At 65.6% G+C, this 18703-nt stretch carries 17 protein-coding genes; 13 read left to right on the top strand and 4 right to left on the bottom strand.

All coding sequences use genetic code 11. From position 1 onward, the window contains the following. The first annotated feature begins 313 nt into the window (after positions 1-313). Positions 314-520: an amidase family protein gene (locus M8523_RS23415; RefSeq protein ID WP_282587350.1), complete on the top strand. Its 207-nt coding sequence runs from the start codon at positions 314-316 to the stop codon at positions 518-520. 532 nt (positions 521-1052) lie between these two features. On the opposite strand, the gene M8523_RS23410 is transcribed toward M8523_RS23415, so the two are convergent. Further along, positions 1053-2558 carry a M81 family metallopeptidase gene (locus tag M8523_RS23410; RefSeq protein WP_282587316.1) on the bottom strand — a complete coding sequence of 502 codons (1506 nt, stop codon included), beginning with the start codon at positions 2556-2558 and terminating at the stop codon, positions 1053-1055. Between the two features lie 23 nt (positions 2559-2581). Next, complete coding sequence (locus tag M8523_RS23405) at positions 2582-3388, bottom strand: IclR family transcriptional regulator (protein WP_282587315.1); 807 nt, start codon at positions 3386-3388, stop codon at positions 2582-2584. A 187-nt stretch (positions 3389-3575) separates the two neighbouring features. Here M8523_RS23405 and M8523_RS23400 point away from each other — a divergent pair, with 187 nt between their 5' ends. The 4 genes from M8523_RS23400 to M8523_RS23385 are packed head-to-tail and all read left to right on the top strand — an operon-like array spanning position 3576 to position 8081. Beyond that, positions 3576-4616: an ABC transporter substrate-binding protein gene (locus M8523_RS23400; protein WP_282587314.1), complete on the top strand. Its 1041-nt coding sequence runs from the start codon at positions 3576-3578 to the stop codon at positions 4614-4616. Positions 4617-4624: 8 nt separating this feature from the next. Then, positions 4625-6124 carry a sugar ABC transporter ATP-binding protein gene (locus M8523_RS23395; protein ID WP_282587313.1) on the top strand — a complete coding sequence of 500 codons (1500 nt, stop codon included), beginning with the start codon at positions 4625-4627 and terminating at the stop codon, positions 6122-6124. After that, positions 6121-7113, top strand: coding sequence for an ABC transporter permease (locus tag M8523_RS23390; RefSeq protein WP_282587312.1), 993 nt, complete (start codon positions 6121-6123; stop codon positions 7111-7113). The genes M8523_RS23395 and M8523_RS23390 overlap by 4 nt, the downstream gene beginning before the upstream one ends. Then, a complete protein-coding gene (locus M8523_RS23385) occupies positions 7110-8081 on the top strand; it encodes an ABC transporter permease (protein ID WP_282587311.1) in 972 nt (323 codons plus the stop codon). The genes M8523_RS23390 and M8523_RS23385 overlap by 4 nt, the downstream gene beginning before the upstream one ends. Here M8523_RS23385 and M8523_RS23380 read toward each other — a convergent pair. Beyond that, the gene (locus M8523_RS23380) at positions 8055-8993 is read right to left on the bottom strand and encodes an amidohydrolase family protein (RefSeq protein WP_282587310.1); all 939 of its coding nucleotides are present in this window, start codon (positions 8991-8993) and stop codon (positions 8055-8057) included. The genes M8523_RS23385 and M8523_RS23380 overlap by 27 nt on opposite strands. A 71-nt stretch (positions 8994-9064) precedes the next feature. Between M8523_RS23380 and M8523_RS23375 the strand changes: the two genes are divergently transcribed. Genes M8523_RS23375 through M8523_RS23360 form a run of 4 tightly spaced genes read left to right on the top strand, consistent with a single transcriptional unit; the run spans position 9065 to position 13007 of the window. Then, complete coding sequence (locus tag M8523_RS23375) at positions 9065-10366, top strand: alanine racemase (protein ID WP_282587309.1); 1302 nt, start codon at positions 9065-9067, stop codon at positions 10364-10366. 33 nt (positions 10367-10399) lie between these two features. Then, positions 10400-10747: a RidA family protein gene (locus M8523_RS23370; protein WP_282587308.1), complete on the top strand. Its 348-nt coding sequence runs from the start codon at positions 10400-10402 to the stop codon at positions 10745-10747. 53 nt (positions 10748-10800) lie between these two features. Continuing rightward, a complete protein-coding gene (locus M8523_RS23365; RefSeq protein WP_282587307.1) occupies positions 10801-11814 on the top strand; it encodes a M14 family metallopeptidase in 1014 nt (337 codons plus the stop codon). Positions 11815-11828: 14 nt separating this feature from the next. Beyond that, positions 11829-13007 carry a beta/alpha barrel domain-containing protein gene (locus M8523_RS23360; protein WP_282587349.1) on the top strand — a complete coding sequence of 393 codons (1179 nt, stop codon included), beginning with the start codon at positions 11829-11831 and terminating at the stop codon, positions 13005-13007. 215 nt (positions 13008-13222) lie between these two features. Here M8523_RS23360 and M8523_RS23355 read toward each other — a convergent pair whose 3' ends face one another. Beyond that, on the bottom strand, positions 13223-14077 hold the full coding sequence (locus M8523_RS23355; RefSeq protein WP_282587306.1) for an AraC family transcriptional regulator: 855 nt from the start codon (positions 14075-14077) through the stop codon (positions 13223-13225). A gap of 136 nt (positions 14078-14213) precedes the next feature. Here M8523_RS23355 and M8523_RS23350 point away from each other — a divergent pair, with 136 nt between their 5' ends. The 4 genes from M8523_RS23350 (at position 14214) to M8523_RS23335 (ending at position 18696) form a co-directional block, all read left to right on the top strand. Beyond that, on the top strand, positions 14214-14990 hold the full coding sequence (locus M8523_RS23350; RefSeq protein ID WP_282587305.1) for a phytanoyl-CoA dioxygenase family protein: 777 nt from the start codon (positions 14214-14216) through the stop codon (positions 14988-14990). Positions 14991-15132: 142 nt separating this feature from the next. Then, on the top strand, positions 15133-16155 hold the full coding sequence (locus M8523_RS23345; RefSeq protein WP_282587304.1) for an ABC transporter permease: 1023 nt from the start codon (positions 15133-15135) through the stop codon (positions 16153-16155). 36 nt (positions 16156-16191) lie between these two features. Next, complete coding sequence (locus M8523_RS23340) at positions 16192-17160, top strand: sugar ABC transporter substrate-binding protein (protein WP_282587303.1); 969 nt, start codon at positions 16192-16194, stop codon at positions 17158-17160. 30 nt (positions 17161-17190) lie between these two features. Further along, positions 17191-18696, top strand: coding sequence for a sugar ABC transporter ATP-binding protein (locus M8523_RS23335; RefSeq protein WP_282587302.1), 1506 nt, complete (start codon positions 17191-17193; stop codon positions 18694-18696). Positions 18697-18703 lie beyond the last annotated feature (7 nt).

Genomic DNA, 18703 nt, shown 5'->3' with positions numbered 1-18703 from the left:
AAGCGAGATGCTCGCCATTCGCGAGGACTGAGGATTTGGCCGATGTTGATTCAATCTCGCGCCAAATAGTAGCCGCTGGCTGCTCGCCACCTTGCGGACATTCAGCGGCCGATACTGAACCGGCCGACGTCGACCCAACCCAAACATTGAAGAGGTCTGCTTTAGCTGAAGCTGATTGGCCCGAACGGGCGAGTGTGGCCGTGAAGCGACAGTCTGATTCGGAGCGGCAGGTGCAAAGAAGCCGGAATCGGCGGAGCAAACGGCGACCCAATGACGCCTTCGCAGTCACTCGTCGCACCAGTCGCAAGCACACATCCCCGCCAGCCATTGCGGCATCGTGGGCGTCACGCCGAGCTACGGCCTGATCGCAACAGAGGGCGTTTTTCCGCTCTCCTGGTCGCTTGATCACGTCGGGCCGCTCGCCCGCTCAGTGGCCGATGCCGCGATCCTGCTTGCCGGCTTCACAGGCGCACCGCTGTCCTGGCGCGAGCGGCAGCTCGCAGGCTCCGCATCGGGCTGATCCCCGCCCATCTCGATTCGCCGCCCACCACCGCAGGCGAGCGCACGGCGGTGTCCGACGCTCTGGAGCGCCTTCGCTGAGGCTGACGGCGCGGCTGAAGCGTGATGAGACCTGTGTGCGACGCCGTCGCACTCTGCGGCGACGCAATTCATCGGGGTCTCGCTCCGAGATGAGGATGATCCGTCATGCTCGGAGCCGACCCAGGTCCGCTCAACCCGCTATGAACCCAGTCCATCCTGCTTAAACTTCCTGCAGCGCCCCTCCCGCGGAGCGGGTTCGTGCTCTGGCGCACTGCAGGCTGGACGCGCACGACGGGAGCTGCCGAAAGGTGGCCGTTTACTTTGCGTTGCGACGACAGCAACGCCGTCACCCGGCCCCATGCCTCGAACCATGAACGCGAGTACTATCGTGTTGATCGGAAATAGGTTCAGGACCGACCCAGTCGCCACGATACTCATGCTGTTTGTAGGGAGAATGTGAGACTTCGTACCGATGCACAGCCTGAGCAATCCATGTGCATCCCGCGCATTGCTCATAGAATCCGAGTTGTCGGAGTAGCGGATGGCTTCTCATGGGGATTCTCGACGCGCGGCCAGATCGGCCGGGTCATTTTGCGATAGTCGGTGAGCCTTGGATTGGAGGGGTAAGGGGCGCCAGCGTCGATGTAGAGGATCTCGGCCGCGATCGGCACAAAGCCAGCGTAGAAATGATTGGTCGACTTGATCAGCAATACATCCTGGGCGAGCGGATCGAGGCCGAGATTGTCGAAGATGTCGGGCTCGAACGTCTGAGTACGGTTGGTGTTCAGGATCACATGAACACGGCTATCCTCGATGCGGACGAGGGCGGCGGGACCGAGGGTGACGCGGCTCGCGCCGAAGCTCTGCCAGCCTTCGGCGACCGCCCGCACCACCTCGACCGTGGCATCGATAGGGACCCCGCTATCTGGGCCCGCTTTGCCACCGAAGCGCAGAACGATGCGCGCGCCTTCGCCGGCCGCCCGGCAGAAGCTGACGGCCATCGGATCCCAAATCGTTGCCACGGCGACGTTATCCATCCGCCGTGCCAGGACTTCTCGCAGGATCAGGGTTCCGTCCCCGGCGACTCCGCCGCCCGGATTGTCCCAGACATCGGCGACCACGACCGGCTTCCCTGGGCGCTCGGTGACGCAGGCCTGCGCGCGGTCGAGCCCGTCCTTGATCGACAACATCGGCATGGCGGTTTGTCCCCGCATGGCGAAGACCTCCATGCCGAGCCGCTCGGCCAGCTCAGCGGCCTTCGCAGGGTCGTCATCGGTGACGACCAGCATCTGTGTCCCCATCTCCGGCACGTCGCCCGCCATGAAGCCGTGGATCAGCGAGATGGAGAGCACGCCGTCCTGGCCCTGCATCGCCTTGATCCGATCGACGAAGGAGCGGATCGGCTCGCGACTTGTCGGATAGATGTCGATCATGCGGCAGTCGAAGGTCGCCATGACCGGCCTGATCTCTCCTCGCAAGGTGCGAACCGCGAGGTCGACCACGTGCTCGCCACGGTCGTAGAAATCCGTGTGGGGAAATTCCAGGAACGCCGCCAGGATGTCGGCCTGCGCGACGCGCTTCCTGGTCAGGTGGCTATGAGGGTCGAGCTCCGCCGCGACCAGGACATCCGGCCCGACCAAGGCGCGGATCCGCTCTAGCAAGTCGCCTTCGCAATCGTCGTAGCCTTGCGCCACCATGGCACCGTGAAGTCCGAGCACCACGCCATCCACCGGCAGGGCTGCGCGGAGCTGATCGATGATCTCGTCCCGCAGTTCCTCGTAGGCGGCACGCTGGAGCAGACCACCCGGTTCGGCCCAGGTGGCAGTTCCCTCCACAAGATCGATATCGTCCGCCACGGCGCGGCGGCGCAGCGCGACCATGGGCGAGGAACAGAGCGTGGGCGTTGCCGGGTGGCCGCCGGGGGCGGCATAGAAGGCCGCTTCGAAGCCGGACCGATCCGTCGGCACGGGCGAGGAGGTATTCGTCTCGGTCGCGAAGGACGCCGTGAAGATGCGCATGATGGTCCTGTCGGTGAGAGGCTTCAGCCTGCGGTCGCGTGGCTGAGCTGGCGTGCCTTTTCGATCAGCAGTGCAAGACAGCGTTCACGCTGCTCCACGGCGCTGTCGATCGGCAGCACGAAACAGAGGGTGAAGGCCGCGATGCCGTTCCGGCCGAACACAGGCACGGCCTGACACCAAGTGTAGCTGCTCGCGAGGCCGGTGGCTTCGAAGAAGCCATTCTGCCGAGCCTGGGCCACATCGGACAGGAATTGGTTTGGCGAGAGCAGACCGCCGTTTGGGAGCCTAAAATCCGCCGGCGGGATCAGCGTCAGGATCGCTTCGTCAGACAGATGGCCGAGCAGCGCGCGGCCCGAGGCCGTCCAGGGAAGTGGCACTTCGGCGCCGACTTCGCTGGTGATGCGGAACGCGCCCGTGCCGTCCCGGCAGTCGAGCACCACATATTTGTTGTTCCGTCGCGTGCAGCACTGCACGGTTGCGCCGGTTGCGGCCGATAGAGAGTCCAATGCCTCACCGAACCGGCGAAGGCCGGAGTCGCTGTTCAGATAGGCGCTGCCGAACAGGTGCATGGTGCGGCCGAAGAAGACCTGCCCTTCCGCTCCGGCCGGTTCCAGCATTCCGGCCTCGATCAGCCGGTTGACGATCTCATAGATCGTGGAGCGGGGGGCCTTGAGCGCGCGGGCGATCTCGCCGGCACTCAGAGGCTGTCGCCGCTGCAGCAGCAGTTCCAGAACCCCGATCGCCCTGTCGATGCCGCGCTGCCGCTCGCCGGTGCGGGGCAGCATGGCGCCAGCGAGCGCCTCAGCGTCGGATGATTGCGTCAACGTCATCAGCGGCTCCGGCCGTCTTCCCGGAAAGGCTCTTGCACAAGGCGAAAACCGGGTCTAGCCTTCATTGTCCGATATTTAATACGACAGTCCGATATTCCGGACAAGATGCTGTAATCATACCTTGCGCAGCAAACCGCATGCCGCGGCCCTGCCGGTGTGGATCAGCCGAGCCAGAGAGGGTGATGGGATGACGAGAGTGTCGTATTTCGCCGCCGGTGTGGCCTGCATGGCGTTGCTGGCCGGAACGGCTGGGGCGCAGGCCGCCGCCAAATGCATCACGGGGGCGCATAAGGCGCCCTATACACTAGGCTGGGCCAATATCTATTCGGTTCCGACCTGGATGAAGCAGACCACAGATACGATCAGCCAGGAGGTGGACGCGCTGAAGCAGCAAGGCCTCGTGTCCAAGCTGATGATCACGGACGCGCAGGGCAACGCCAATACCCAGATCCAGCAGATCCAATCGATGATCGACGCCAAGGTCGATGCCATCCTGATAGACGCCGGCTCGGCCACGGCGCTGAACCGCGTGATCGCGGACGCCTGCGCGAAGGGCATCGCCGTGATCAACTTCGACAGTCTGGTCGATACGGACGACCTCACCGCCAAGGTCAACACCGACCAGGGCGAGTGGGGCAAGGAAGCGGCCGAGTGGATGGTCAATCAACTCGGCGGAAAGGGCAAGATCATCGTCATGAACGGCCCGGCCGGCATCTCGGTCAGCGACGATCGCCGCAAGGGTGCGGAGCCCGTGCTCAAGGCCCATCCCGACATCAAGATCCTGGCTGAGACCAACACCGAGTACAACGTCGCGCCTGCCCAGGAGGCGATGACGAACCTCCTGTTTAACAATCCCGAGATCGACGGCGTGCTCTCGCTCGGCGGTGCCCTGTCGGCCGGCGCGATCCTGGCCATGGACAAGCAGGGCCGCGCCCTTGTGCCCACGACGGGCGAGAACTACCGGCAGTTCCTGGAACTCTGGAAGAAGAAGGGGCTCAAGGGCTGGGCCACCATGCAGCCGAACTGGCTCGGCGCGCTTGCCGCATATACGGCCGTCGAGGCGCTCCAGGGCAAGGACGTGCCGGCCTATGTGAAGGTGCCGCTGCCGATCATCGACGACAACAACCTTGCGACCTATATCGCCCGGACCAAGGATTTCCCCACGGACGGCTACATCTACTCGCCCTACGATCAGGCGATGTTCGCGAAGCTTCTGACCCAGAAGTAGACCGCATCGTGGCGACGCCGGTTCTCGAAGCGCGTGACGTCCGGAAGGCCTTTTTTGGCAATCCGGTCCTGAAGGGCGTTTCGATCGCGCTCGAGCCGGGGCGCGTTCACGCGCTGCTGGGCGAGAACGGGGCCGGCAAGTCGACGTTGATCAACATCCTGTCCGGCGCTCTCGCGCCGGACAGCGGCGGCGTCTTGGTGGATGGCGTGGCGCTTCCGCTGACGCCCGTCGTCGCGAGACGGCATGGGATCGCGGTGGTACAGCAGGAACTCAGCCTGACCACGCACCTGTCGATCGCCGAGAATATCGGCCTCGGTGCCTTCCCGCGCCGCTTCGGCCTCGTGGATTACGGCGCCCTGGCGCGGTCGGCGCGCGCCTTGTGCGAGCGTGTCGGCCTCGACGAGGACATCGCGCGCCCCGTGGGCGACCTGTCGCTCGGCCGTCGGCAGTTGGTGGAGATCGCCAAGGCGCTTTATCGCAACCCGCGCGTCCTGATCCTCGACGAACCGACCTCGTCCTTGTCGGCCCATGAAACCCGCACGCTGATCGGCCTCGTCACCGCGCTGAAGCGGCAGGGAACCGCCATTCTCTATATTTCTCACCGCCTCGCCGAGGTCATGGAGATCTGCGACTACGTGACGGTGCTGAAGGACGGCTCCCGCACGGCGGACCGATCTCTGGACGGCGTGGATGCGGCCGCCCTCGTGCGGCTGATGGTGGGCCGCGATCCGGGCGACCTGTTCCCGACCTGGAGGCCGACCGCGGAGCAACAACCGGCCATCGCGGTCCGGGGATTCGCGGCTGGCCGCGTCCGCGGTGTCGATCTCGACCTGCGCGCCGGCGAGGTTCTCGGCATCGGCGGTCTCGTCGGCCAGGGTCAGGAAGATCTGCTGCTGGGCCTTTACGGCGCGATCCCCGCTGCGGCCACCACGGCGCAATTCGGCGGACGCGATGGCCTGCCCGGCAGCGTGACGGCCGCCAACTCATGCGGGCTAGCCTATATCCCGGCCGACCGGAAGCGCGAAGGCGTGCATCTGGTCCATGCCATCGGCAGCAATATGCTGCTTCCGGGCCTCGCCCGAGGAGCTGGCTGGGCGTGGCGTTACCCTGCGCCCGAGTCCACGCAGATCAGAGCCCTGGCGGCTCGCTTCGGGATCAAGGGTGATCTCGGTCGCGCCGCGCAGGCGCTCTCCGGGGGGAACCAGCAGAAGGTCGCCCTCGCCAAATGGATGCCGCTCGATCCGAAGATCCTGTTGCTGAACGATCCGACGCGGGGTGTCGACATCGAGACCAAACGGGACATCTACACCATGCTGCGCGGCTTCGCGGCCGAAGGTCGAGCCGTGATGCTCGCGAGTTCCGATACGCCGGAACTCGTGCATCTGTGCGATCGGGTCGCCGTGATGCGCGACGGTCGAGTGGTCGCTGTGCTTGCCGGACCGGAGATCAGCGAGGAGCGCATCGTTGCTCTCGCGATGGCGGCCGATGATGTCCGGAGCGCCGCATGAGCACGATGTCGGCTTCGGCCGTCGCGCACCGCGGCCTGTACCGCGCCGTCCAGCTGCGGCGGAACAAGGGCATCGGCGGCCTCACGATCGTGGTGCTGCTGTTCCTCGCGGCCTATGCGGTGCTGTTTCCGGGCCTTCTGACCTTCGAGGGCTTCGCGAAGTTCAGCCAAACGTGGCTCCCGTTGGCCCTGACCGCCATGGCGCAGGCCATGCTGATGCTGGCCGGCGGCATCAGCCTCTCGGTCGGCGCGACGGTCAGCCTGGGGGCCGTCGTGGCGGCCACGACCATGGGAACACCGCTGGGCGTCGCGGGAGGGCTCGGTGCCGTGGTTCTAGTCGGCTTGGTCGTCGGCGCGATCACGGGGGCGATCACGGTTCGCCTGCGCCTGCCAGCCATCATCGTGACGCTCGCCGGCTCCTTCATCATCGGCGGCGTCGCACTGCTCATCCTTCCGAGGCCCGGCGGTTCAGTGCCGACGACCGTGTCCGACTTGCTTGCCGGCACTAGCCCAGTGGCATTCGGGCTCCTGCTCGCCACAATCGCGCTTTGGAAACTCTACGCCGCGACGCCACTCGGTCTTGGCCTTTATGCTGCCGGGGAAAACCCGGTCGGCGCCTATCGCTCTGGCGTCGCGGTGGATACGGTTCTGATCGCGGCTTACGCGATCAGCGGGGCGCTGACGGCTCTCGCGGGGTTCTTCGTCGCGGCGCAGACCGGATCGGGGGATCCGGTGATCGGGTCGGCCTTCACGCTGAATTCGATCGCGGCCGCGGTGCTGGGCGGGGTCGGGTTTGGTGGCGGACAGGGTACGATGCGCGGTGCCTTCCTGGGCAGCCTGCTCCTCACTGTCATGATCAACGTGATGTTCTTCCTCGGCCTTCCTCCCGTGGCCCAATATATCGCCCAGGGGCTCATCATCGTGGGTGCCGTGGCTTTGCCGGAAATCGCGAAACGCAGGGCTCACCGGGCCGGGCGGGTGCAATCATGACCGCGCCGTCCTCCACTCTGAAAACATCGAGGCTTTCCGGGCTGCTCGGCAATCGAGCGCTGCTCACGTTGGGCATCGTGATCGCAGTCTGGATCGTGGCGAGCCTCACCAGCCGCGGCTTCGGCACCTGGGGCCATCTGCGCTACCTCATCGAGCTCGCGGCGGTGATCGGCGTGGTCGCGGCCGGTCAGACCCTGGTGATGATCGGGGGCGGCATCGACCTTTCGGTCGGCGCCGTGATCACCGTTACGGCCGTGGGCGTGCCGCTCCTCTCCATTCCAGGGGATGCGACGGGTCTGGGGGCCATCGCGGCCATTCTCGGCATCACGACCGCCATCGGCATCGTCAACGGGGCCGGCATCGCCTATCTTAGGGTCCATCCAATGATCATGACCCTGGCCATGGCGACCTTTCTCCAGGGCGCTCTCATTCTGCTGGCGGGCGGCAGCGCCGTCTCGGTCGACAATGCCGTGATCGACATGCTGGGCAACGCCCGCCCGTGCGGCATCCCGGCCAGCGTGCTTTTCTGGATCGCCGTGGCCCTCGTGACGGTCTTGATGCTGCGGCGGACCCGCTTCGGCGCGCGTGTCTATGCCCTCGGGGCAAACCCGCTCGCCAGTGCTCTTTCGGGCGTGAATGTACCCATGACCACGCTGGCACTCTATGGTTTCAGCGGGCTCATGGCCGGCCTCGCGGGGCTTCTGGCGCTCGGCATGAACGGCCAGGGTTACGTCGGCATCGGCGATCCTTACGTGCTGATGTCGATTGCAGCCGTGGTGCTGGGCGGCACCTCGATCCTGGGCGGTCTCGGAGGCTATGCCGGTACGGTGCCGGGTGCGGTGCTGCTGGTCACGATCTCGGGGCTGATCACCGTCGTGAACGCCTCGGCCGGCTGGCGCAGTGTCTTGTTCGGCGTGCTGATCCTGGGGCTCCTGCTCCTGTCAGGACGCGAAGCCGCCCGGCGCTAGCCTATGCAGTCCATAAGTCTCCACCGCTGTACCGAAGAAGAGCGCGTGCTGCTCGTGAGCCGACAGGGACGCCGTGATGGCCTTGAAGCTGTCCCATACCTCGTCGAAGGTGGCGCGCAGCCCCGCGACGGGAAAGTCGCTCGCGAACATGGCCCGGCTCGGGCCGAAGCTCTCGAGGCAGGCATCGACGACCATCGCCAGGCTCGACAGGGTCCAGTTGGGATCATAGGCGACGAGGTCCGAAATCTTGATGCGGACATTCGGGTTGGCAGCCACGGCCGCAAGGCCGGTGCGCCAGGCCCGCAAGCCCTCCGGCGAACGATCGATGGGGCTCCCGCAGTGGTTCAGGACGAAGGGCTGGTCCGGGAAGTCGGCCGCCAGCCTGGCCGCCGCGAGAAGCTGGGGCGCGAACACCATCAGGTCGAAGCCGAGGCCCGCGCCGCGAAGCTGTGCGAGATTGGCGCGCCAGACGGGATCCTCCATGAGGTCGCCGCGCGCCGCGAAGCGTCGGGCCGGGTCGGGGTCCCAGCTCAGGATGTCGCGGATGCCGACGACGCGCGGGTTGGCGGCCTGAGCCGCGATCGAGGCGGGTGCGTCCGGCTCCGCGAGCGAGACCCGCGCGACATAGCGCAGGGCCACGCCGTCCTGCTTGTCGAGCGTGTCGAGCCAAGTCGTTTCGCTGAGGCTGTCATCGGCGCGCCATCCGGCTTCGACGTGAACGGTCGCCACGATATTGTGCCGCGCCGCGTCCCGGCTGTAATCGGCGGGCAGATAATTGCGCCGCAGCGGCTCGAGGTCGCCCAGGCCGCCACGCTCTCCTGCCTGAGGTCGCAGCCAGGGATGACGTTGCATGTCGAGATCCCACAAGTGGTGGTGCGCGTCGACGATCGGGCCGGCATAGGGCTCGGGCATGGCTCTCTCTTGGAACGTCAGGTCTGGCGCCTTGTGACACGGCTCACGCCGCGAGACACCTCCCTTCAAAGATGCGCATCATGACACTTCCCGGCTCCGACTTTCTCGACGACACGGTCCGGGGCGTGCCGCCCGGCACGTCGGGTTTGCCGCTGGCGGCCGTCGGTCATCAGAAATGGCATCCGGCCGAGGGCGTGATGAGCCTGCCGGTGCTGACGATGGACGAGGCGGGCTTCCGGCACAACGCCGCCGCCATGATGCGCTATGTCACGCAGCACGGCGTCGCGATCGCGCCGCATGCCAAGACGCCGATGGCCCCCACGCTGGCCGCCCAGCTCCTGGAGGCCGGCGCCTGGGGCACCACCGTGGCCGATCCCCGCCAGGCGGCCGTCATGCTGCGGGCCGGACTCACCCGGCTGATCCTCGCCAACGAGGTTGGGGGCCTCGGCGGCGCCCGACGGCTCGCGGCCCTGTGTCGGAACTACCCGGAAGCGGAGATCTATGCCTTTGCGGATTCCACCGCGGCTGTCGGCGCGCTTGCCCAGACCTGGACCGAGGTGGACCTGCCGCCGCTGCGCGTGCTCGTGGAAGTGGGCGCGGCCCGCGCCGGGGCGCGCGATCTTACAACGGCCAAGGATCTGCTCGAAGCCGTCGCTGCCGCTTCCCACCTGAGCCTCGCCGGCATCGCGACCTACGAGGGTGCGGCGGCGCAACCGACGCCCGAGCGCAGCCTCACCGTCATCGACGCGCTGCTCGACCTCGCGGCCGAATTGTTCGTCCACGCCCGCGCCCTGAAGAGATCGGATGAGGCCCTGATCGTGACCGCGGGCGGGTCCGTGTTCTTCGACAGGGTGGTGGCCCGGCTCGGCACCGTGGTTGCGGCCGACGGCGCCGCCACGCTGGTGCTGCGCAGCGGCGCGATGTTCTTCGGCGATCACGGGATCTACGAGCGCGCCTTCGCAACCATCGACGGGCGCGAGGGCTTTCGCCTCGACGACGCACCCGCCTCGATGGCCGCGACATTCCAGCCCGTCCTGCGGCTCTGGGCCGAAGTTCTGTCCCGACCGGAGGCGGATCAGGCCATCTGCGGCATGGGCATGCGCGACGTCTCCTTCGATCAGGATCTGCCGCGGCCTCTGCGGGTCTTCCGCAACGGGGTAGCCCTGCCGACACCGAACTCGCTTTTCGCCACAACGAAGCTGAACGACCAGCACGCCTTCCTGAGCGTGCCGCCCGGATCGGATCTTCAGGTCGGGGATGTGCTGGAGTTCGGCATCTCGCATCCCTGCACCTGCCTTCACCTCTATCGCGTGCTGTTCGGCACCGACCCGGCCGGCCGCGTGTTAAGGGCCCATCCCACCTTTTTCGGCTGAGCATCCTGCTTCGGCCCAACCTCAGAGGATCAGATGACCATCAAGCGTTTTGACGTCGGCAGCCGCATGTCTCAGGCCGTCTCGGCCGGCGGCTTCGTCTATGTGGCCGGCCAGGTGGCCGACGACCGCAAGGCCGGTATCGAGGCCCAGACCCGCGACGTGCTCGCGAAGATCGACGCGCTCCTGTCCCAGGCCGGCACCACCAAGTCAAAGCTCGTGGCCGTCAACGTGTTCCTGCCCAACATCAGCGACTTCGACGCGATGAACACGGTCTACGACGCCTGGATCGACCCAAAGAATCCGGCGGCCCGCGCCTGCGTCGAGGCGCGTCTCGCTGACCCGGACCTCCGCGTCGAGATGACGGCCGTCGCCGTTCTCTGACAGGACTTCACGCCTGCCCCGGCGACGGGTCAGGCCAGTTGGAAGGAGTTGCCTTGCATTCCGGCGTCCACCACACCCTCGACTTCGATCGCGACGGAAAGCACTTCGACTGGCTGAGCATCCCGGTCTCGGTCGACCGCTCGCCCTATTTTCAAGTCAAGGTTCCGGTCTGCGTGATCCGCAACGGCGTGGGCCCGCGCGTGCTGCTCATGGCCGGCAACCACGGCGACGAATATGAAGGCGAACTCTGCCTCGCGCGCCTCGCGCGCCGGATTGATCCCTCTCGTCTCAACGGCACGCTCACCCTCCTGCCCATGGCGAACGCCCCCGCGGTGCGGGCCGCTAAACGATGCTCACCGATCGACGGTGGCAACCTCAATCGCGCCTTCCCGGGCGACCCGACCGGAACCGCGACGAGCCGCATCGCCCATGCCCTCGAACATGACCTGTTTCCCCGGCATGATGTCGTCTTCGATCTCCATTCGGGGGGCACGTCGATGGCCCATCTGCCCTGCGGACTGATCGAGAGCCAGGATGATGCGGCCACACAGTCCCGCGCGCTGGAACTGATGCGCAGCCTCGGCCTGCCCTTTGGTTTCGTGGCCGAAAACGGGCGGCAGGCGCCCACGTCCATGGGGGCTGCCCGTCGCGCCGGCGTGATCGGCCTCAGCGGGGAGTTTGGCGGCGGCGGCACGGCCTCGCCCCGCACGATGCGGGCCACGGCCCAGGCCATCGACGGCCTGCTGCTCAAGCTCGCCATGATCGACGTCCCGGTGCTCGGCAGGATCCCGACCGTCCCAACCGGACCGATGCAGATCCTGTCGCTGGCGCGCCATTCGCAGGCCATCTATGCCATGCGTCACGGCTGGTTCGAACCCGCGGTGGATCTCGGCGCCACGGTCGCGGCCGGTGACCTCGCGGGCTGGTACCATGACCTCGAACGGCTGGAGATGCCCGAAGAGCCCCTCCTCTTCGCCGAAGGCGGGATCGTCATTTCGCACCGTCTTCACACCATGTCGGAAGCGGGCGACTGCCTGATCCAGGTCGCCGAGCCGATCGCACAGTGAAGGACACCGTAGCCATGCATGCGTCGATGTGGACCTATCCGTGGGACGTGCAGGACCTGTCGGCCGACACGGTCATGCACGAGTTCGCGGAGGCCGGGCTCGATACGATCAGCCTCGCGACGTCCTACCATGCGGGCCGCTTCCTGCAGCCGCGCAGTCCCGTCCGGAAGTCCTATTATCCCGAGGACGGCACGATCTACTTTCGCCCGACCCCGAGCCGTTGGGCCGACGCAAGGCTGCAGCCAGAGGTTGCGAGCGTGGTGCAGGAAGGCGATGTCCTGGCCGATCTCATCCGCCGCCGCGACGCAGGCGGCCTGCGCGTTTCCGCCTGGACCGTCTGCTTGCACAACAGCCGTCTCGGCCTGCTCCATCCCGAGGCCGTGACCCGAAACGCCTTCGGCGACCCTAATTATTTCAATCTCTGCCCGTCGCACCCGGAGGCCCGCGCCTACGTTCGGAACTTAGTTGCCGACCTGAGCGCGACCTATAAGCCGGACGTGATCGAACTCGAGAGCCCCTCGTTCATGGGCTTCGCCCACGGTTATCACCACGAGAAGGACGGCGTGGGCCTGACCGCGGAGGACGATTTCCTCCTGTCGCTCTGCTTCTGCCCGGCCTGTCTCGCGCGAGCCTCTGCCGCGGGGGTGGATGGCGAGAAGGCCCGATCGACGGTCCGCCGCTGGATCACGGATGCCTGCGAGCGGCCCGTACCCGCGCCGCGCTGGCCGGAGTTTCCGGTCAACGGTCTCGACGTCTTCCGTTCTCACCCCGAGGTGGAGGCCTTCGTGCGCTGGCGCTTCGAGCCCGTTACCACTCTTCTCCGGGAACTGCGGGACGCTGCTGACCCGGCGAGCCGCCTCGTGCTGATCGACCTCAAGGACGGCTGGCTCGGCGGCTGCGACATCGCCGAGGCCGCGAAGGCGCTCGATGGCGTGATCCTCTGTGCCTATGACATGGATCCAGCTACCGTCTCCAGAACCGTGTCCGAAGGCCGGCGCGCGGTCGGGCCAGACAAGATCCTGGGCACCGGCTTCAGAGTCTTCTATCCCGAGATGACGAGCGCGGCCGACCTCGCAGTTCGCGCCGCCGCAGCCCGAGAAGCCGGTGTCGACAGCATCAATTTCTACAACTACGGCCTGATCCCAAAAAGGCGGCTGGAATGGGTTTCGGAGGCATGCCGGGCTGACGGCTGATCTGAGATGGTTGCTTTCGAGCTCCGGTCGGGGCCAAGTGGATGGCAGAGACGCGCACGGCAAGTCCAGCCGCTCTACGGCTCATCCTGGCTGTAGGGGGCTTGTCCGTTTCGCGACGCGGAGCCGGGCGGCCCAGGCTGTTGGCCGATGCGGTCCCAGCACGATAGGATGTGAACAACCAGAGTCGCTGTCGCAGGTTGTGCGACGCATTCTGACTAGCCCATCACCGTGCTGCCCACTTCCTTCCGCCGCCAGGCCGCTGGCGTCGACCCGACAATACGCTTGAACTCGCGCCCAAAATGATAGACGTCGCAGAACCCGCAGGCCTCTGCCACGTCCGACAACGGCGTGTTCTCGCGAACCATCATCGACTGGGCCGCGATGAGGCGCTCGCGAATAAGCCAGCGGCGGGGGCTCTCGCGCAAGTATTTATGAAACAGCCGCCGTGTCTGCGACGGGCTGAGCCCGGTCAATCGGGCGAGGTCGTCCATGTTCCATGGGCGGCGGATCTCTGTGCGGACGGCGGTGACGACACGCGCAAGCGGTCCAGCCGCGCCACCGGGCACGGGGCCGGCGAGGGCTTGGTCGACGATGAGAAAAAAATCGCCGACGAGCTGATTCAGCCGAAAGTCGAGGCTCGAATCGCGTCGCCGGAGAGCAGAAAAGAGGCGTTCGAACCAGGATACGAGAACCGCCGGTTCGGCGATCGTCACGCGTGGAACGCCGTCGCCGAAAAGCTTGATTCGCGTCGCCGCGGGGTTCGGGCCGTCGAAGCGGAACCAGAGAAGCAGCCACGGCGAGCGCGCATTGGCCACATGAGCGTGCGGCACCTCGTTCGGGATCCAGACGAGCTGGCCTGGCTGGATATCGATGTACTGCGCCGGCAGCTCGACCGTGCCGGTTCCGGACAAGCAGAAGAGAAGATCCTGGCCGACGTGGCTCGCGCGTCGGATGCAATAATTTGGCGCGGTCGCAACCTTGCCGGCGCGCAGCACGCTGAAGGCGCTGAGGGTCCAGTCCGCATCTGGAACGTAGTGAAGGTTTTCGATGAAGACAGTCTCGTCAGCCATGCGCGTTTTATACAAAACAAGCGATCCGACTGTCCATTTCCGAACATCGGCCCTCTGCGTAATCTTCTGGACACAACGGAAGCACGCCGGGCCTTAAACGAGCGTGGTACGCAAGAGGCCGGCGGGGGAGACGACGATGATCACCATGACCAGGGACGAGACCGCAGCCTATGCGCGCGACGGCTATGTTCTCCGCAAGGGATTGCTCAGCCAGAACGAGGTCACCCGGTTCCGCGACACCGCGCGCGAGCAGCTCGAACAGGAAAACCGCAAGGGCGCCGTGATGGCGAAAGGCGACAAGGAGGGTAAGACCACCCTCCTGAAGATGTGGACCAAAGCGGAAGACGATCAGTACGGTCTTCTCGCCCGCGACGAGCGCATGGTCGATCTCGCCGAGGATGCCGTCGGCAAGCCGGTCTACCTCTACAGCCACAAGATGACCATGAAGCAGCCCAACGAAGGCGGCGCTTGGGAGTGGCACCAGGATTTCGGCTACTGGTACAATTACGGCTGCCTCGCGCCCGAGATGATGAGCATCTACGTGTCGCTCGACAAGGCCACCAAGGAGAACGGCTGCCTGCAGCTCCTCAAAGGTTCGCACAAGCTCGGCCGGCTGAACCATATCCGCGAGAACGACCAGACCAACGTCGAGCAGGAGCACCTCGAGGCGGCGATCAAGCGCTTCGAGCACGTCTATGCCGAGATGGAGCCGGGCGACGCGTTGATCTTCGACGGCAACCTGCTGCATCGCTCCGATGCGAACCGCTCGAACACCTATCGCTGGGGCTACATCTGCTCCTACAACGCCGTGGACAATGCGCCTTTCAAGCGGGTGCGCGAATACGGCAATTATGAGCCCCTCGAGAAGGTGGCGGCGGGGTCCTTCACCACCAAATCGCTGGAGCTCGCCTGAGCCAGCTGACCGGCGGCTGAGGCCGCCGGACCGATAAACGTCGGCCATCGGCCGAACGCGTCTGTCCGATCGACCGGGGCCCCGGTCGAGGGGCGGCAACAAAAAGCAGGGTGCCTCGAAGCACCGGATAGGGAGTGAGTGGATGGCCGATGCGGTCAGGAGCAGCGCGCGCGCTCCAGCGAGAGACCAGTTCCAACTGTCGCGGCTCTTACGGGCGCGCGAGGCGGGCGTGTTTTTCGCCCTCCTCGCGATTTGCCTGTTTCTGACATTCGCGACGGACGGCTTTCTGACGTCGGTCAACCTCTTGAACGTCGGCCGCCAGATCTCGCTGCTTGGCATCATGTCCATCGGCATGACCTTCGTGCTGATCTCCGGCGAGGTCGATCTGTCGGTCGGCTCGACCTATGCCTCCTCCGGTCTTTCGACCGGCATGCTGATCTGCCTGGGTTGGCCGCTGCTGCCGGCACTCGGCGTCGGTCTTCTGACGGGCCTAGCGATCGGCCTGATCAACGGCCTGCTGTCGACATACGGCCGGCTTCCATCCTTGATCGCCACGCTTGGCATGTTGAGCATGGTGCGCGGCACCGCATTGATCCTGACCAGCGGCCAGCCCGTCACCGTCAATACGCGCAATGGGGCGCTTCCGGACGTTCTCGCCACCTTCGAATACATGGGCCAGGGTTACCTTTTCGGCACGGTTCCCATGCAGCTCGTCTTCTTCATCATCATCGCCGCGCTCGCCTGGGTGGTGTTGTCGGCGACGACTTTCGGCTTCCGCGTCTTCGCGGTCGGCGGCAGCGCCAAGGCGGCGCGCGTGTCCGGCATCCATGTGAATGCGGTCAAGATCTGGGCCTTCATTCTCATGGGGGTGCTGGCGGCTTTTGCCGGGATCCTCAGCCTCGCCTTCCTGCCAAGTGGACAGGCTGGGCGGACAGGTCTCGGCCTTGAGCTCGACGTGATCGCGGCGACCATCGTCGGCGGCGCATCGCTGTCGGGCGGTGAAGGCACTATCCTCGGCACCATCCTGGGGGTGCTCATCATCGGCGTCATGCGGAACGGGCTCGTCCTGCTCGGTGTCTCGCCATTCGTTCAGGAATTCATGATCGGGCTCGTGATCGTCATCGCGGTCGGTATCGACAAATGGTCCACGCGCCGCCGAGCCTGAGACGTCGTCAATAAAAGCTAAAGAGGGAGGGTATCCATGAAACTCAGAAACGTTCTTCTCACTGCCGCCATCGTGCTGCTGCCGCTGTCCAGTCAGGCGGCCACGAAGCTCGGCGATTTTCCGCTGGCGGACCGCATCAAGGCCAAAATCGACTCGGGCAAGCCGCTCGACATCTATGTTTCGTATCACGATGTTTCGAATGAATTCGCACCGGCCATCAGGGCGGGCGTCGCCAAAGCCGCCACGGAGGACAAGGTCAACGCCCAGTTCATCGGGCCGGTCGGCGCCGACGCCAACGGTCAGATCAACGAGATCGAAACGCTGATGGGCAAGATGGACGGCCTCGCCATTTCGTCCGTCTCGAGTGACGCACTCGGCCCTGTGATCGACCGATTCCTGAAGGCCGGCATCCCGGTCGTGACCTACAATACCGACAATCCCAACAGCAAAAGGCTCGCCTTCGCGGGCCAGGACTTGGTGCAGTCAGGTCGCGAGGCCGGCAAGCTGATGTCCAAGGTCCTGGACGGCAAAGGCAAGGTGATGATCACGACGATCGACGCCGCCGCCCAATGGTCGCTCGACCGCGAAAAGGGCGTGCGCGAGGCCCTGAAGGACTCGCCCGGCATCGAGGTGGTGAAGACGCTCAACACCGGCACCGATCCGCAGAAGATCTATTCGGAGATCGAGAATGCCATGCTGGCCAATCCCGGCGTTACCGGCATCCTGTCGCTCGAATGCTGCTCTACCCCGGGCGCCGGCACCTGGGTCCAGCGCAACAACATGACCGGCAAGGTCAAGGTGGTCGGCTTCGACCTGCTCGACCAGACGGTCCAACTCGTGCAATCGGGCAACGTTCAGGCGGCGATCGACCAGGCGCCCGAGAAGCAGGGTTATGAGGCGGTCGATCTGCTGGTGAAGTTCCTGCATGGCCAACCGATCGACAGCATCGACACGGGCGTCGGCATCTACACCAAGGAGAACATCGACCAAATCGCGAAGAAGTAGGCGGCTGCCCCCTCGTCTCAGATGAAAGACATGGCAAATTCAGACTTCATCGCGATCGCCGGGGTGACCAAGCGGTTCCCCGGCGTGCTCGCGCTCGACCACATCGCGGTGAGCTTCCGATCCGGCGAGGTGCACGCCGTGATCGGCGAAAACGGGGCGGGAAAATCCACCCTTATGAATATCCTCGCGGGCGACCTGCAACCCACCGAGGGCGAGATCCGGGTGGATGGCGCACCGACAAGGTTCGCCTCCGCGCTCGAAAGCCGCGCAGCCGGGATTGTCGTCGTCTATCAGGAGCTGGCGCTCTGCCCAACGATGACCGTCGCCGAGAACATCATGATGTCCGATCTGGCGACCCGCTCCGTCGTGTCGTTCGTTCCGCGCGCTACGATGCGGGCCGAGGCCCGTGCGGCGCTGGCGCGGCTCGGCATGGGAGCGCTCGATCCCGACACCAAGGTCGGCCGCCTGTCGGTCGCCGAAATGCAGCTTGTGGAAATTGCCCGGGCCATTCGCCAGCGCGCCAGGGTTGTCGTGCTCGACGAGCCCAATTCAGCCTTATCGCGGCGCGAGAGCGAACGCCTGTTCGACGTCGTGCGGCAGCTTCGCGAAGAGGGCGTCACGGTGATCTACGTGTCGCACCATCTGCACGAGGTGCTGCACTTGGCCGATCGGATCACGGTCATGCGCGACGGCCGCACCATCGAAACCCTCGACAACGAGAACCTGTCGGAAGACCGCTTGATCAGGGCGATGGTCGGGCGCGACCTCGGCAACACGGCGCCATGGCATCGGAATCCCGCGGCCAGTTCTGAGGATGCGCCGATCGTCCTGTCCATCGAGAACCTGACCGCGCCTGGGCTCTCCGACATCAGCTTCGACGTGCACGCCGGAGAGATCCTCGGCATCGGCGGCCTTCCCGATTCCGGCAAGGACGGACTCGGCGAGGCCCTGTTCGGCCTCCATGAACGGACGGGGCGCGTGGCGATCGACGACAAGGATTTGCGTCCCGCCGATCCTCTCGCCTCGATTCGCGACGGCATGTCGTTCGTGCCGGCCGACCGCCGCGGCGCGAGCGGTCTGCTCTCGATGAGCGTGGCCGACAACGTCATATCCGCCTCCCTCGCGCGCTTCTCGGTCGGCGGCATGCTCCGGCGCGCCGCAATCCGGCGCGAAGCACGTGGCCAGGTGGCACGGCTCGATGCCCGCATCGCCCGCCTGGGGCAGAAGCTGGGCACGCTGTCGGGCGGCAACCAGCAGAAGATCATCCTCGGCCGAAGCCTCGTCACCAACCCGCGCGTGCTCATCCTCCATGAGCCGACCCGTGGAATCGATGTCGGCGCCAAGGCGGAGATCTATTCCATTCTCCGGGGCATCGCGGGCGAAGGCGTCGCGATCGTCATGATTTCGTCCGAGATCCCCGAGCTGATCGTGAATGCCGAGCGGGTTCTCGTTTTGCGCGCCGGCCGGATTTCCGGCGAGATGCGGGGCGAGGGCATCAACGAAGAGGCGATCCTGGCGCGGGCCATGGCATCGTGAGGGGGCG

It is taken from the genome of Lichenifustis flavocetrariae, from assembly GCF_026130545.1.
Lineage (GTDB): Bacteria > Pseudomonadota > Alphaproteobacteria > Rhizobiales > Beijerinckiaceae > Lichenihabitans > Lichenihabitans flavocetrariae.
Note: the sequence above shows the minus strand (reverse complement) of the source record. Positions and strands in the feature narration are given on the sequence as shown.